Origin of the sequence: Mucilaginibacter aquatilis, assembly GCF_009755275.1 — a bacterium.
Taxonomy (GTDB): Bacteria; Bacteroidota; Bacteroidia; order Sphingobacteriales; family Sphingobacteriaceae; genus Mucilaginibacter; species Mucilaginibacter aquatilis.
The window spans coordinates 713,086-729,309 of the sequence record NZ_WQLA01000003.1 but is presented as its reverse complement, the minus strand read 5'-3'; the positions used below and the strand labels follow the sequence as shown (position 1 = coordinate 729,309).

The window sequence follows — 16,224 nt, the reverse complement described above, 5'->3', positions numbered from 1 at the left end:
GCTCGTTACTGGAGAGCTTTTACAAAGAGGCTGCTTTCCACAGCTTTTACATGCAACATGAAGGTATGTACAGCGAAATGGTAGCCAAGGCAAACAACGCATTCACTTTAGCAGCAGCACAAAAGTCAGTAAGTGCACAAGGTTACCAGGTAGTGGTATCAGCCTTAGCAAAAGGCACCAGTACCATGAGCATCAAAGGCCATGCCTACACCGAGGGTGTGATCTTTGCCGGTATGCAAGCTGAACCAGCTCAAAGCACACCAGCACAGGTACTGGCCAGCAGAGAATAACTGCAGTTGACAAAGCCCAAACAAGTTCCCTATTAAGTTTTCATATGTAATGTAGCGGTCGTTTGATTATTCAAACGGCCGTTTTTTATATAGCAAAGGCCAATCACAACTGATTGGCCTTTGCCGCACTACCTCTTTAGTATTCTGCTTCAATTTTGCTGAGGACATTTCTTACAAAGTAGTAGCTCAATGATAACGCCAGCCCAATGCGCAGTACATCAAGCAGCAATAAACAAATTTCAAATTTCATCATAAATTATAAGAGATGGTTGCATTTAGTAGAAGTTCAACGCGTTTTAGCCGTGGTAGGCCATTGACTTACTTAGCTCCTCATTAAGTCTAAATTCTTTCTCAAGCTGTTCAAGCTTAGACATAGCACGGTCATACGCATCGCTTCCTAACAGTAGGTAAAGCGGAGGGTGTTCCTCGTAAGCAAGGTCAATTAAAGCTTTTGCACCCTTCTCCGGATCACCGGCTTGCTTACCATCCATTTGCAAATACCTTGCGTGTACATCACGTACCGCAGTGTATTCATCAATAGGGTTTTTGGCCAGCACCAACGATTCGGGCGTTAAAAAGCTGGTACGAAATGCACCCGGAGCTACAACTGTTACATTGATGCCAAAATCTTTAACATCCTGCCACAATACCTCCGATAAGCCAATTACTGAAAACTTAGCAGCCGCATATACCGCCCAACCCATGCCCGGCGCAATTCCGGCTATCGAAGATAAATTTATAATGTGACCGGATTTTTGCTCGCGCAGATAAGGCATTACCTTACGTATTACATTCAATGTACCAAATACATTTACATCAAAACTGTGGCGGGTTTCTTCATCGGTTAGTTCCTCAATACTTCCCCCAATACCGTATCCGGCGTTATTAACCACAACATCAATGCGGCCAAAGGTATTATGCGTTTCAACAATAGCGTTTTTTACGCTTTCCTCATTTGCCAGTTCCACCTGTAAGGGTAAAAACAGTGATGAGTTGGAACCAACTGCCTGTTTAAGATCATCTATATTACGGGAGGTAGCCGCTACGGGCTGCCCTTGTGCTAGTAATTGTTTTACCAGGCTTAAACCAAAACCTTTAGAAGCACCTGTAATAAACCATACTTTATTTGTTTTCATAGCCTTGTTATTTGTGTTTATTTAATAACACAAAAGTACATAAGGCAAAAAGTAACCGTTTGCATAAATCAACCTGATTATTGCAAAATTCAAACTAAGTATAAGATTATTTACTTAATACATTCTAAACTGTCTCAGCATTTCGATGGAAACCTAAACGAACCGTCAGGTAGAAAAAGGTTAAACGCGGGATAAAAAGAGATAAATTCGGAAAGAATTTGAAAGATTAAACATGGTGCTTTAATACAAAGCGACCTTTAGCCTGACCGTTTAAAATTTGGTTAAGAGCATCAGGGAGTTGTTCAAGAGTTATCTGAGTGGAAAGCTGGGTTAATTTTGCTGGCTTCCAACCGCTGGCCATCAATTGCCATATTTGAATGCGGTGCGGCATTGGGGCCTGCACAGAATCGATACCTGTGAGGCATACGCCGCGAAGTATAAAAGGGAAGATGCTGGTTAATAACTCGGGTGAGGCAACCATGCCGCAGCAGGTTACCACCCCGCCATATTGTACGGATTTTATAATTCCTGATAGCACTTCACCACCAACGGTATCTACACCCGCGGCAAAGGTAGGAGTATGCAACGCCTTGCCATTGTGCTTATTAATAAATTCTTCCCTGCTGATGAATTGTTTAGCCCCAAGTGTTTCTGTTAAAAAATCCGGATCATTTTTTCCTGAAATAGCTGTAGTGCTAAACCCTATCTTATTAAGTATTGCAACAGCAATACTACCCACGCCACCAGTTGCACCGCTAACGGCAATTTCTCCTTTAGAAGGAGTGATGCCGGCGTTAACAATCTGGTAAACAGAAAGAGCGGCTGTGAATCCAGCCGTTCCGTATATCATGGATTCAAATAAAGATAAGCCTTTTGGCAATGGTACTGCCCACGCAGCAGGAATGCTTATGTATTCGCCGAAGCCACCCCATGTGTTCATACCTAAGTCGTAACCGGTAACAATTACCTCATCACCTGTTTTAAACAATGTACTCTTAGATTCAATTACAACGCCGGCCGCGTCAATACCGGGCACATGAGGAAAGTGTTTAGTTACGCCCTTATTGCCTGATGAAGACAATGCATCTTTGTAATTAACCGACGAGTAATGAACTTTTATAAGTAATTCATTAACAGACAATTTACTGGTGTAAACCTGTTTAACTTCTTTAATATACTGCCCGGCATTCTCGGTAATCACAAGTGCATTGAAAGTAGCGTCCATAATCAAATATAGTTTTCCATTCAAGCAAAATCAACTTTAGTTTGAAGTAAAATAAATTGCCTAAGATGCACTATATTGATAAGAGCACTCAATTAAGCTGCCAGCCTGAACTTGGTAGGCGTAACCTGAGTTTGCTTTTTGAAGAAGTTATTAAAATGCGCAGGTTCTTCAAAACCAAGGCAATAGCCAATTTCAGATACATTCCAGTTGGTGTGGCGAAGTAGTGACTTTGCTTCAGAGGTCACACGTTCGGCAATTAAATCTGTGGTTGTTTTACCTGTGGTTTCTTTGATAGCGCGGTTAAGGTGATTAACGTGTACCGCAAGTTGCGAAGCAAAATCCTTGGCCGACCGCATGGTGAATCTTTGAGAAGGCGTTTCAATTGGAAACTGGCGCTCAAGCAGTTCAGTAAACACAGCCGTAATGCGCGACTTTGCATCAGGGTGCTGGTATAAACTTTCTTGTGGACGGGTTTTTAAAGCAAAGTGAGTAAGCTCCGTTAAATAGTTGCGTATCAAGTCATATTTAAAGGCGTAGTCAGAATTGATCTCCTCCAGCATACGTTTAAATATGTCGCCAGCCAGGCCAAATTGCTCTTCGGTAAGTATATAAGCAGGCTTGCCACCAGGTGCATACATTGGCAAATCGCTCAACGTGCCGCGCAGCTTATCAGCAAAAAAAGATTTTGAAAAAATGCAGAAGTAACCCGAGCGTTCATCAGATAGGTTTTCAACCGTATAAGGCACCTGCGGATTAAAGAATATCAGCGTATAGCCATTCACCTCAATGCTTTTATCAGCGTAGTGAAAACGGTAATGGCCTTTTGACAGGCTTACCTTATAGAAGTCGCGGCGCGCGTATACAACAGGCTTGGCATCAGGTTTATAGCAATCCTCAGTTTTAAATACATTAAAGTGGCCAATATCCTGTTGCAGGTTTTGTGGCAGGTAATTGAATTTATGCTGGTAAAAATCCTCTAAAGTTTCAGCCTTGCTCATGATTGCAAATTTTATAGTTCAAATTTACATGTTGCAAATTTCAAGCAATTGCAATTTGCAAACAAATAGTTGCAAAATTCAAACATTGAGTTATTCTAAAGCCAATATTTTAATACTCTGTTATACCAATTTTACCCGAAATTACCCCGAAAAATACTTTTTGCCTATCTTTCCTCCCAAATTGCAATTAAATTGGTAACCGATAAGTGCTGATGAAGTTTTCATACTATTCCCGGTGCGTATGCATCATAATGTCTTTAACTTCCATCTTAACCTGGATGTCTTGTAAAGAACATGTATCAAGTCCTGATATTGACATTGACAAGCAACTAAGACTAACCGACAGCCTGATAACGATGTCAAAAGGCGATAGCGGACTTAGAAACTTAAAAAAGATCCGTCCACTCATCAAAGATTCGGATCCGGCTGTAACAGATTACTACTGCTTTTTAGCACAGTGGGAAATTGATTTTGAGTTGCGCAACCGTTACGCTGATAGCGCCATGGCTTTCTTTTCAACAGACGCCCGCAAAAAGCAACATCCAAATCAATATTACAAAGCCCTGTTATGCAAAGGAGAGGCAAGCGTTAACTTAAAGCAATACAATACTGCCCTTAAATATTATTACAAAGCCAAACAAATACTTAACAACGGCAACTGCGATGACGGCTACTTGTCGGTCAAAATGGCTAACATTTATTATAAGCAAAAAAACTTCAGGCAGGCAGCAAGGCTGTGGTCAAATAGTTACAAGCTGATTATGCAATGTGGCAGCCGGTACTCATTCCAAAAGCAGTTTTACACTTTGCAGGGAGTACTGAACAATACCGGCATTTCCTACCAAAAGTCGCAAATATTGGATAGTGCCGAATACTTTTACCTAAAAGATTTAAAGCTTATCGATACAGCACGGTCAACAGGTATTGATGTTAATGCTGCCAGCATTGTTGTTTTTGATAATCTTGGCGGTCTATATTTAAGCAAAAATGATTTTAAGCAAGCAGAACTTTATCTGCTCAAGGCGGTGCAATTGCCTTTAAAAGAAGTTGATGGCATTAAAATTCCGCCATACTTGAAGCTTGCTGATTTATACACACGTAAAAAACAGTTTGACAGGGCCGCTGCTGCCTTTGAACAAAGCAAAACCAGGTTAGAAAAGTACGATAAGCAAAATTTGGATATTGAGGTAGGATGGAATAAAATGTATGCGCAATTTTTATTTGCTAAAGGTGATAAAGATGAAGCCTATGGATATCAAAACACTTATATGCACTTAAAAGATTCGCTTGAAAGCGTATCTGCCAATTTATACAAGCTTGATGTAAATCGTGAGCTAAACTCACTCGCACAGCAGCAAACCGTAAACAAGCTTTCGCAAAAAAATAAGCTTAAAAAGATTTTTTTGGCGGGTAGTGTGGTAATTGCATTGCTGTCAATTGTGATAATTGTACTTATAAATCGAAGCCTGAAAAGGAGCCAGAAGGCAAACAAAGAAGCGGCACTACAGAACGAAAAGCTTGAACATGCGCTTACTGAGCTTGAGCGTGTAAATCAAAACTACATAAGAATTATGCGTGTGATGGCGCATGATTTACGCAATCCATTATCGGGCATGACGGGGTTAGCTGCCATTTTACTTGGCGAAGATGAATTTAGTGAGGAAAGCAGGCACATGCTCCATCTAATTGAAACAACCGGCATTCATACCATGGAAATGATTAATGAGTTGCTAAAATCGGGCTTATCTGACGAAAACGAGGAGTTAAAGGTCGAACTTATCGATATCAAAAACCTTTTGTTTGATTCTGTTGAACTGTTGCAGTTTAAGGCTGATGAAAAGCTGCAAAAAATTAAGTTCACAAGTGACGAAGAAAGTGTGATGGCTTACATCAATCACGAAAAAATTTGGCGGGTGTTTAATAACTTAATTGTAAATGCTATAAAATTCAGCCACGAGAAAACTTCTATTAAGGTCGCTATAACAAAGAAGGATAATAAAGTAATTATTTCGATTGCCGATAAGGGTATTGGTGTACCTGCTAAAGATCAGGAAAGTATTTTTGAAATGTTTACACCGGCAAAAAGAGTTGGAACAGGAGGAGAGCAGCCATTTGGTTTAGGTCTATCCATATCAAAACGGATTATTGATATGCATAAAGGTAAAATATGGCTTACCAGTACAACAGGAGAAGGCACAACCTTTTATGTAGAGTTGCCCACTGCAGATTAATACTTTATGTTAATACATTAATTGTACAGTCTCTGAGAAATACAATTTATCATTAAAGGCCGCAAACAAATTGCGGCCTTTAATGATGGTGTAGTGTCGATGTTTAGTCCAGCACCAGTTCAGCTAAGGCATCTTTGGTAAAGCCTTTTAGCTCATCAGTGCGTTGCTCACGAATTTTCTTTACCCATTGCGGATCTGAAAGAAGCGGACGACCAACGGCAACCAGATCAAAATCACCGCGATCCATACGCCGTAACAATTCATCTAATGAACTTGGCTGTGAACTTTCGCCGGCAAATGCAGCTAAAAACTCGCCGGTTAATCCAACTGATCCTACAGTTATGGTTACTTTACCGGTTACCTTTTTTGCCCAACCAGCAAAGTTAAGGTCACTTTCATCAAACTCGGGTTCCCAAAAACGACGCTGCGAGCAATGAAAAATATCCACCCCCGCGTCAGCCAAGGGATTAAGCCAGGCTTCTAACTCTTGAGGAGTAGCTGCCAATTTGTTGTCATAAGCAGTGCCTTTCCATTGAGACAGGCGTAATATTACTGCAAAATTATCGCCAACCTGCTTGCGTACTTCCTTTATTACTTCAATAGCAAAGCGGCTCCGTTCGGTAAGGGTTTTACCGCCCCATTTGTCTGTACGAAGGTTGGTTGCATCCCAAAAAAACTGGTCAATTAAATAACCATGCGCGCCATGCAACTCAAGGGTATCAAAGCCCAAACGCTTTGCATCTGCGGCGGCCTGGCCAAATGCCTTAATGGTATCGGCAATGTCGTTATCTGTCATTGCTACACCGTTTTTTAGGTTTGGATTGTTTAGCCCGGACGGGCCTTCAAATAGCTTCGGCGGTGTCCATCCCGACGCGTGATTATTCATTACGCCCATGTGCCATATTTGCGGCCCCATAGCTCCACCCGCAGCATGAACGGCGTTAATTACATTTTGCCAACCAGCCAAGGCGTCACTGCCGTAAAAATGCGGCACGTTGGGTTCATTTGAAGATGATGGACGATTGATTACAGTTCCTTCTGATAGTATAAGTCCAACTTCGCCTTCTGCACGTTTAGCGTAATATGCAGCCACTGTATCAGTTGGTACACCATTTGGCGAGAAAGATCGCGTCATAGGCGCCATCACAATTCTATTGGGTATGTTTAATGATTTCAAGCTGAAGGGCCTGAATAAGCTATCTGTTTTCATAAATAAGTGTTGTTACATTTATTTACAATTTAGCATTGAGAAAGTTGCTAAACCCTACAATAGAATCTTTGTAACTGCACTAAAGCAAACTTGTACGCATAAAATTCCACGGGTGAAATCATGATTGATGCGAACTAACTTATAAAACATTTAGGAATGCAAACTGTCTTTAGCTTAACTCCTGGCACATATTTACATGATCAAGACTAAAACTGAGCACACTACTCAAAAGGAACTTACTTACATACAAAAGGTATGGCAAACAGTAGCCATAATTGCACTGCTGGTAATTATAATACTTATAGCCCGTGTGGCATTCAACTTATTGCTAATGGTACTGTGCGGTACATTGGTGTCGGTTTACTTTCACGGACTGGGCGATTTAATTGAACGTAAAACCCGGTTGAGCCGTAAATGGGCCATGATTATTTCGGTGTGCGGTACTTTTGCCTTACTTGCAATATCGCTTTGGTTTATGGGGACAAAAATTGCGATCCAGGTTTCGCAACTGAGTGAAAGCCTTCCTCATACCATCAATAACTTTCAGGCTAAGCTTTCAAAAGATCCTTTGGGACACAAGGTGCTTGAGTATTTTAACGGTAGAAACAGCAATCAAAAAATGATGGACACTGCGCAATCATTTTTTAGTACAAGCTTTGGCGTATTAGGAAATATTTATATCATACTTTTTTTAGGTATATTTTTTTCGGTTAACCCATCCATATATAAGGACGGTATCTTATTGTTATTGCCCGAAAACAAGAAGTTTATGGGTCTATATGTAATTAACCGTATAAGCTTGTCATTAAAAGGTTGGCTGAAAGGCACGCTTTTAGCCACCGTATTGGTTACTGTTATGCTAACCATATGCTTCACCTTTATGGATTTACCAGTTGCCCTGGTGCTAGCCCTGATTGCTGGTATACTGCGTATTATACCCAATTTTGGTACGGCTGCAGCAATGATTCCGGGTGTTCTATTGGCTCTCACAATTAGCACTAACACTGCTATAATAGTAGCATTAATGTATATTGTAACTCAAACCATTGTTGGAAACATTATAACTCCTATCATACAGAAAAAGTTAATTAATATGCCGCCGGCACTTACCATTATCAGTCAAATACTAATGGGAACTTTATCAGGGGCCCTTGGTATAATTCTGGCTGTTCCGTTGTTAGCTATCGTAATGATTTTGGTTGACGAACTATACGTTAAGCCTATGCGCGCCAAAGCAAAGGGACAAATAAACACCAACTTAACTGTATAAAAGTTAGTAGAACCAATTATTATATGTGTGGGTTTATATTTTGAAGCCCTGCAAATACTTTATGTAATATTCAGTTCTTACGTAGAATTATATCGATATAAAGCTGCTAAATATTTAATAGGCAACTAATTATAATTAAATATCGTACAAAGGAGTTTAACCTGCTATATTTGGTTAACCCCTATGTTTAATTTCTACACCTGTAAGTTTTACACAGGCCGTATTAGGTACATTATTGTGTTGTGCCTAACGCTGCTGACTAATTACGGCTTTGCCCAAAAGCGAAAGGTAGACTCACTGGAAAAGGTGCTGAGCCAAACCATGCCCGACTCTTCCAGGCTGCCTTTACTGCAACAACTCACCGAAGCTTATTCGGGAGTCGATCCACACAAAAAATTTTACTACGCAAATATCTACCAAAATTTAGCCGGTAAACTTGGCAACAAACAGGCTTATGCCGATGCATACGTACATATGGGTATTTCATATGGTATACAAAGTAAGCTTGATAGTGCACTTTATTATTTTGATGTAGCGTACAATCAATCAAAAAGCATAAACTACCAACTAGGCATGGGGCGTAGTTTAGCTTGTATGGCCTACGCTTATGACAGGCTTGATGATGAACAGGAATCTATAAAATATAACATCAAGGCACTCAAAGTATATAAAAAGATTGCCTACACGAGGGGAATAAACCAGTGTTTGGTTAATATTGGCTCTATATATTACGATATGAAGCAATATGGACTTGCCGAAAGCTATTTTCAGCAAGCCCTAAAGAGCTATGGTGCCGTTAATGATAAAGCCGGTGTTGGCAGCGCGCTTTATGAGCTTGGTAATTGTTATCAGGCAACGGGTCAATTTGTAAAGGCACTAATTCATCTAAATAAAAGCTTGCAAATAAGGGAAAGTGTTGGAGATATTAATGGCGGTTCACTTTCGCGCAAGGGCTTAGGCCGGCTTTATTATAAAAAAGGTGATTACAGTGAAGCATTAAGGCATTTCAATATTGCTATAACAGGTTTCCGCACCTTACATGATAAATTTGAAGAGGCTACAGCACACACCATGGTTGCCGACGTGTACCTGGCTCTTAAACAAGATGAGCATGCCGAAGAACATGCACTGCTGGCCATGAGCCTGGCGCTGGCAGCTCAATCAAAAATTGCTATTTCTGATGCGTTGCAAAAGCTGGTTGCTGTGTACAAAATGCGTAATCAAATTGAGAAGGCCTTCCACTATCAATCGCGCTATATTGCCAACCAGGACAGTATACAGGCCGAAAACGCATTAAAAAATGTTACCCTCACGGAGTTCAACCGCATCAGGGTTGAAAATGCTGAGCTTACCGCTGATAATAGACAAATTACCAGGCAAATAACAGGTTATGAATCACAGGTAAAAAAGTATAGCAGCGTCATCATCATCATTATAATTGTATTGGCATCGGTATGTTTACTGCTTATTATACAGTACCGCCGCAATATCGAGAAACAGGCAGCCAACAAACTGCTCACAAAGCAAAAAGAAGAAATAGCCCAAATTAACATCACACTCGAAAAGCTTAACCACGATTTAAACGAACAAATGGATTTAACGCACAGACAAAATGTGGAGCTGGAGCGTTTAAATGATGTAAAAAACAAGTTTTTCTCAATTGTATCTCATGATTTGCGCAGTCCGTTGAGTACATTGCAAACGCTGCTGGAGATATATCATGATGGTGAAATAGGCGAGAAGGAGCTTTCAGTATTGCTGATTAAACTTGAAGATACGATATTAAGTACCGGTAACTTCCTCGATAATTTACTTGAATGGTCTAAAAGTCAGTTTGAGGGTATACAGATCAATCCGGTTGCCTTTGATGTGCGAAACTGCATAGATGAAAACATTCAACTGTATGCCACTAAAATTGGATTGAAGAATTTACATATTAAACATAGCATTGCTACGCCGGTAAATTTATTTGCCGATAGAAATATGATTAGCCTGGTTATACGTAATCTGCTATCAAACAGTGTAAAGTTTTGTAACCCCGGCGATAGTATCACCTTCCACGCAGAAATAATTGATGATAGGGCAGTAGTATATATCAAAGATACTGGGCGGGGAATGAGTGATGATGATCAGGATAAGGTCTTTAACCTCGACCATACTTTGACTACCGGCACACAAGGCGAAAAAGGAAGTCATCTGGGCTTGATACTATGCCGAGACATGGTAATGCAAAACAAAGGTATTATATGGTTTGAAAGTACATTGGGCGTCGGTACTACATTTTATATAGATTTACCTACCGTGTAAATGCCCTTTGTAGTCTGCAATTACTGATTAAATCTTCTTTAAACTGATGTAATTATTCGTTCGGTTAGGCCCAAAATTTCTTATCCATCATCCCAACTAAAAAAGGTAATTTTACTTTCTTTTTAAAAGCGAGACTACGAATGGCCTGGGCAGAAAAATTAAAACTTAAAAAGGGTTTGGTGCGTGCTTTAACAGAAGCAGGCTTTGACGGCCCAACCGATATTCAACAAAAAACGTTATCCCGCATAATTGGCGGGCAGGATGTTATAGCCATCGGTCCGCATGGTTGTGGCAAAACTACCACTTATATTACAGGTATACTTAACCGTTTTACTTACGCAGCCGATGGTATAACCCGCGTGCTGGTGCTTGTGCCAGATGCAGAGAGCGTTGATGCGGTGTTAGAACAATTTGACCAGCTCAATACCAATAAATCAATACGTTTGGTGGGGCTGCATGCAGCTGGTAGCACCGAAGTGCAAATGGACGATATGGCCGAAGGTGCCGATATTGTGGTGGCAACACCTGACCGCGCTCGAGCAATTTACCTAAAATTAGGGCTCAACCTAAACACTGTAGATTTATTGGTGGTTGATGATGCCGACCTAATTGTTAAACAGGGATTGCAATTACCGGTTAACGAGCTTGCTCAAAGTATTCAAAAAGGACAGCACCTGGTGTTTACCGAAGTGATGCACGATAAACTGGAACGTATGATAAGCCCGTTTATGCGCCAGCCGGCAACCATTGAGGTTGAGGAAATGAGAGAGCAGGCGTTTGAAACTATCGACCAGCTATTATATCATGTACCTAACTTTGGTACCAAGGTAAATTTGTTGCGTTTGTTTATGCAGGATGAGGACCTGTTCACCAAAACGGTGGTATTTGTAAACACCCGGCAAACTGCTGAAAAACTATACAAAACCCTTCAAACACGCAATAACAGCTCTGTGTCTCTATTTAGTTCGTGGTTTTATGATTATACTGGCTTTGATTCTGTAGAAGCTTTTTTAGCTGATGATAACGCGCGCACGCTTTTGGTGGTTAACGAAGATGTAGGTGAGCTTCCATTACAAGACGTTCCTTTTCTGCTCCATTTTGAACTACCACAGGATGCTGAGACATACCTTACAAGAGTTAAAAAAGGCAACGAAGCAGAGGAAACAGAAATTATGGCACTTACTTTTGTAACCGATCTCGAACTGAACGGGGTGCGCAAAATAGAGCAGGCAATAGGAAGTAAAATTCAGGTTGCTGAATTACCGGAAGACCTTATTATTGAAAAGGAACGGAGGAAAACACCGGAAGATGCAGAAGCGGGAAATGCAAAGCCGGATGAAAATGAACGGGGGGCAGCATTCCATGAAAAAAAAGCCAAAAACGCTAAAACGTACAACTACAGTTCGGGCGAAAAGGCTAAGATGACTAAAAAGAAAAAGTATGGTTGATACAAGCCCGGTTGAATACCGGGCTTTTTTTATGCTTCATTGTATGTCGTATAAAACTAGCAGCTTCTTCAGCCTGCGTTTCCGTTCACAAAAATGATGTAATAGGATTTATGAACTTGTTTTAATAGGTTTTTTAACTTATCAAAGTAAGGCAGGTAATTAAAAACGAAGGAGGCAATTAGGCCTATTTGCAAGCGTAGTAATGGCAAATTACATCTTTCTTTACGTATAGTGATTATCGACATAAATCACATATCTATTTTATAAACAATATATTATAAAAAATCATGATAATATATACGAACAAGTTATAACGACTCAATAAGTTATTTTACCCACCAATGATATTACGAAATGTAAGGTTTATGCGTGGACCAGTGATTTTTGTTGATTTAGGCAGAGAATGTAACCAATAATGTTGCGTTGACCCTTGCATCAAAAGCACACTACCATGATTGAGCGCTAATGAAACGGTAGCTTTCGTTTGCTTATGTTTGAACGAAAACTTTCGATTTACTCCTAAGCTCAAAGATGCTATAATCGGATCATTACCTAATTCCTTTTCGTCGTCACTATGCCAAGACATACCTTCACTGCCATTATGATATAAATTTAACAAACAGGAATTAAATGTTTTACCGCATGTTTCCTCAATTTGTTGTTTAATCATTCTAAGGCTATCAATCCATGGCAACGCATGCCTGTCTATTCTTGAATAACTGTATTTATAATCAGCGTCTCCGTACCAGGCAACTTTCCTTTTGGTGATAATGCGCCGGCCAAACATAATGGCTTCATCGTTTACCCAGGCAATTTCTTTTAAAAATATATCAAAGTATTTGTCGGCCTCAATGGGATCCAACACACCCTCATGGTATATAGCTTCTCCATCATAAGGCAGCAAATTCTGCACGTTGTTATTAAATAATTTCATCGGATGAATTACTAATTGAAAACCTTGATGCCTCCCAGCCAATCATGGCATTCTTACGGGTAGCGCCCCAATGATATTGACCAATTTCGCCGGTTGAGCGAATTACGCGGTGGCAAGGTATAAGAAACGCTATCGGGTTATCGCCGACTGCTGTACCCACCGCTCGACTGGCAGTAGGGCTATGCAATTGAGCTGCTAAACGTCCGTAGGTAATCAACCCACCTACAGGTACGGTGAGCAGCGTTTGCCAAACTTTAAGCTGAAAAGGAGTGCCTTTGAGGTGGAGTTTTATAGCAGGCAAGCTACTCCAATTATGCTTAAATAATAGCATGGCATTTTGTTGATGACCATCAGTAGACGGTAAATAATTGGCGTTAGGATAGCGCTTTTTAAGCAACGTAATGGCAAGCTGATCATCTTCATCGGCAAAGGCCATATAACACACGCCTTTGGGAGTTGAAGCAACGAGTAAACGCCCGAAAGGACTTTGAGCGAAACTATGATTTATAGTAAGCTGTTCACCACCGTTCCTGTATTCGCCGGGCGTCATTCCTTCTATCTTAACAAACAAATCATGTAGCCTTCCGGAACTTGACAGTCCAGTTTCCAAGGCGGTATCAAATAGTGAGGCTTGTTTGTTAGCAAGAATAGATTTTGCGTGTTCAAGGGTAAGGTAGCTTATAAACTGCTTAGGTGATACGCCTGCCCAATCTGTAAACATACGCTGAAAGTGAAACGGACTTAAATTTACATGTGCTGCTACCTCATCCAAAGCAGGCTGGCTTTTAAAGTTTAACTTCAAAAATTCAATCGCATCGGCAATCCTTTTGTAATCTGTTTCGTTCTGCGTTTCCATTTCAATATCTAATAACAGCAAAACTAAGTTAGCACGTTTTCGTTTCCAACCCGTTTCTTGCGTAATTAAATATATTGATAATGATGCACACCTGATAAAAGGTGGTAAGATTATAGTTAGTTTTGGTCTTGAATAAACACTTGTATATTTATTTAAGTACACAGAAATTTAAATGTTTACCGGAATAATTGAAACCCTGGGCCGGGTGGCCAAGCTTGAGCATGAAAGCGGAAATGTACACATAACCGTTGAAAGCGATATATCCTCTGAATTGAAAATTGACCAGTCGGTAGCCCATAACGGTGTATGCCTTACTGTAGTAGCTGTTACCAATGGCAGCCATACTGTTACAGCTATCGACGAAACGCTTAAAAAGTCAAACATCGGCAATTTGGAAGTTGGTGCCTTGGTGAATCTTGAACGTTGTATGCAGATGAATGCCCGTCTTGATGGACACATTGTACAAGGGCACGTTGATCAAACTGCTGTTTGCAGCGGCTTTAAGGCACTTGATGGCAGCTGGGAATATACCTTTACATATGATACCTCTAAAGGTAATGTTACCGTTGAAAAGGGTTCAATATGCATTAACGGCATAAGCCTTACCGTGGTTAATTCACAGGCTGACAATTTTTCGGTTGCTATCATCCCTTATACTTATGAGCATACCAATTTGCAAAACGTACGCGAAGGTGATGTGGTTAACCTTGAGTTTGATATTATAGGTAAATATGTTGCCCGGTTAATGCAACGCTAATTGGCCGTGCCAGCAAGTGTACCTATTCGTGTTTTAGTATAATCAATATAAACCTGCTGCATGGCAGGCGGATTGGTTGCGAGGTACTTTTTATAATATTTTATTGCTTTTGCTTTATTTTTTAAGTCGGCGTCGTAAAGCGTAGCCAGCGAATATAGTAGCAACGGACGTTCGGCAAACTCCAAACCTTTCTGGTAGTTTAGTTCGGCTTTTTTAAAGTGCTTTGATTCCTGAAAGCTGTTTGCAATTTCGCCGTAATAAGTGGGTATTGCCGGAGATATACCATCGCTGATTGCTTTTTCAAGGTAGCTTATAGCCTTTGCATATTTTTTAAGTGCTTTATAACTTAAGCCCATGTAGTAAAAAGATGTTTCGTTTTGCTGCATTTCGGGCATGCCCGCCAAAACCTCAAGGCAACATACATAGTTTTTTATTTTGTAGTATGCCTGCCCCAACTTAATTGCGGTAGGGTAACTACCGTCTCCCAGTTGTAATAATTGCAGGCCGGTTGCAATGGTTTCGGGCCACTTTGATTGCGCGTGCGTAAGCTTTAATAAACTTTGCAATAAAACAACATTTTGTGAATCAGCCGCTATGGCTCGGCTAAGGATATATTGGGCGTTAGCAAATTTTTTACGATTAACTAACTCGTTACTCAGGTCAGAGGCTACATCGGCATCTTCGGGATTAAGTTTGTTAGCCTTAATAAGAGAGTTAACGTAGCCAAGTGTATCGCCGGTAAACATGCTGATGCGAGCGAGCTGTGTATAAATGTAGAAGTTTGTACTATCAACTTTTATAATACGCTGGTAGTAGTCATTTGCCTTTTTGTAATTGCTCCTGCGCAAATTTATTCCGGCCAGGCTGTTCAGTACCGAAAGCCTTGAACTGTCAATATCAAATAAGCGTTTGTAATACAGTTCAGCATCGGTAAGCTTACCGGCCATTTGTGATGCATAGGCCAGGCGCGATAAGGCAGTAACATCAGTAACAGGTTCAGTATAATTACTTTTTAAATAATTGGCCGCTTCCAAAAATTTTTGGTTTTGATAATACTCCAATAATTGTGTTTCATTAATTTTTTGGGCGAAAGTATTTGCTGTAAAACTACCTGCAAAAAGCACAATAAATAAAAAAAAGAGTGTTTTCATTGCCTTCGATTTGTCAACTAAAGTATTAGTTATAAATTATAATTCAAACTATTTTGCAAAAAATCTATTCTTAATGCTGAAACCAATCTTTAATTGAAATGGATAAGTTGAAAAAAGCGGAATTAATGGAAAAGATTGTTCACGAACTTGAAGATTTGAGGAACAGTCAGCAAGCAGTAATTCAGAAACTGGGAAAAATTGAAGTTGACAATATTGACTTAGGCAATAAACGGTTGGAAAAAGATTTGCCTGAAATGCACCAGCGTGTGGCAGACAACCTCGATAACATTGCATCAATACTAGCCGACTTTGCTAACGAAACCGATGATTTCAATAGCAAAAACAATATTCAGGCCTTGAAAGAACAAGAAGCCATTAATAACATCTAATAAAAAAAGCCTCCCGAAAGGG

General features: G+C 40.2%; 14 protein-coding genes. 7 read left to right on the top strand and 7 right to left on the bottom strand.

Annotation, left to right across the window (positions count from 1 at the left end; genetic code table 11):
• Positions 1-290 (top strand): hypothetical protein (locus GO816_RS18730; RefSeq protein WP_198171492.1); only part of this gene is annotated, 290 nt, incomplete at its 5' end.
• Positions 291-586: 296 nt separating this feature from the next.
• Here GO816_RS18730 and GO816_RS10955 read toward each other — a convergent pair.
• The 3 genes from GO816_RS10955 to GO816_RS10945 all read right to left on the bottom strand — a co-directional run bounded on the left by GO816_RS10955 (position 587) and on the right by GO816_RS10945 (position 3,649).
• Positions 587-1,426, bottom strand: coding sequence for an SDR family NAD(P)-dependent oxidoreductase (locus GO816_RS10955; protein WP_157541940.1), 840 nt, complete (start codon positions 1,424-1,426; stop codon positions 587-589).
• Between the two features lie 226 nt (positions 1,427-1,652).
• Complete coding sequence (locus GO816_RS10950) at positions 1,653-2,651, bottom strand: YhdH/YhfP family quinone oxidoreductase (protein WP_157541939.1); 999 nt, start codon at positions 2,649-2,651, stop codon at positions 1,653-1,655.
• A gap of 92 nt (positions 2,652-2,743) precedes the next feature.
• Positions 2,744-3,649, bottom strand: a complete 906-nt coding sequence (locus GO816_RS10945) for a helix-turn-helix domain-containing protein (protein WP_157541938.1) — start codon at positions 3,647-3,649, stop codon at positions 2,744-2,746.
• 278 nt (positions 3,650-3,927) lie between these two features.
• Between GO816_RS10945 and GO816_RS10940 the strand changes: the two genes are divergently transcribed.
• Complete coding sequence (locus GO816_RS10940; RefSeq protein ID WP_198171491.1) at positions 3,928-5,880, top strand: tetratricopeptide repeat-containing sensor histidine kinase; 1,953 nt, start codon at positions 3,928-3,930, stop codon at positions 5,878-5,880.
• 103 nt (positions 5,881-5,983) lie between these two features.
• Here GO816_RS10940 and GO816_RS10935 read toward each other — a convergent pair whose 3' ends face one another.
• A complete protein-coding gene (locus tag GO816_RS10935; protein WP_157541936.1) occupies positions 5,984-7,090 on the bottom strand; it encodes an NADH:flavin oxidoreductase in 1,107 nt (368 codons plus the stop codon).
• A gap of 196 nt (positions 7,091-7,286) precedes the next feature.
• Here GO816_RS10935 and GO816_RS10930 point away from each other — a divergent pair, with 196 nt between their 5' ends.
• The 3 genes from GO816_RS10930 to GO816_RS10920 all read left to right on the top strand — a co-directional run bounded on the left by GO816_RS10930 (position 7,287) and on the right by GO816_RS10920 (position 12,115).
• The gene (locus GO816_RS10930; protein WP_157541935.1) at positions 7,287-8,360 is read left to right on the top strand and encodes an AI-2E family transporter; all 1,074 of its coding nucleotides are present in this window, start codon (positions 7,287-7,289) and stop codon (positions 8,358-8,360) included.
• Between the two features lie 183 nt (positions 8,361-8,543).
• Complete coding sequence (locus GO816_RS10925) at positions 8,544-10,667, top strand: tetratricopeptide repeat-containing sensor histidine kinase (protein ID WP_157541934.1); 2,124 nt, start codon at positions 8,544-8,546, stop codon at positions 10,665-10,667.
• Between the two features lie 140 nt (positions 10,668-10,807).
• Positions 10,808-12,115 carry a DEAD/DEAH box helicase gene (locus GO816_RS10920; protein WP_157541933.1) on the top strand — a complete coding sequence of 436 codons (1,308 nt, stop codon included), beginning with the start codon at positions 10,808-10,810 and terminating at the stop codon, positions 12,113-12,115.
• Positions 12,116-12,446: 331 nt separating this feature from the next.
• Here the strand turns inward: GO816_RS10920 and GO816_RS10915 are convergent, their stop codons facing one another.
• Both GO816_RS10915 and GO816_RS10910 read right to left on the bottom strand, forming a co-directional pair.
• A complete protein-coding gene (locus tag GO816_RS10915) occupies positions 12,447-13,049 on the bottom strand; it encodes an alpha-ketoglutarate-dependent dioxygenase AlkB family protein (protein WP_157541932.1) in 603 nt (200 codons plus the stop codon).
• Positions 13,036-13,905 carry a methylated-DNA--[protein]-cysteine S-methyltransferase gene (locus tag GO816_RS10910; RefSeq protein WP_157541931.1) on the bottom strand — a complete coding sequence of 290 codons (870 nt, stop codon included), beginning with the start codon at positions 13,903-13,905 and terminating at the stop codon, positions 13,036-13,038. The genes GO816_RS10915 and GO816_RS10910 overlap by 14 nt, the downstream gene beginning before the upstream one ends.
• 172 nt (positions 13,906-14,077) lie before the next feature.
• Between GO816_RS10910 and GO816_RS10905 the strand changes: the two genes are divergently transcribed.
• Positions 14,078-14,662 (top strand): riboflavin synthase, encoded by a 585-nt coding sequence (locus GO816_RS10905; protein WP_157541930.1) that lies wholly within the window; start codon positions 14,078-14,080, stop codon positions 14,660-14,662.
• On the opposite strand, the gene GO816_RS10900 is transcribed toward GO816_RS10905, so the two are convergent.
• A complete protein-coding gene (locus tag GO816_RS10900) occupies positions 14,659-15,813 on the bottom strand; it encodes a tetratricopeptide repeat protein (protein ID WP_157541929.1) in 1,155 nt (384 codons plus the stop codon). The two genes, GO816_RS10905 and GO816_RS10900, sit on opposite strands and share 4 nt — an antisense overlap.
• Positions 15,814-15,911: 98 nt before the next feature.
• Here GO816_RS10900 and GO816_RS10895 point away from each other — a divergent pair, with 98 nt between their 5' ends.
• A complete protein-coding gene (locus GO816_RS10895) occupies positions 15,912-16,202 on the top strand; it encodes a hypothetical protein (protein WP_157541928.1) in 291 nt (96 codons plus the stop codon).
• The last annotated feature ends 22 nt before the right edge of the window (positions 16,203-16,224 follow it).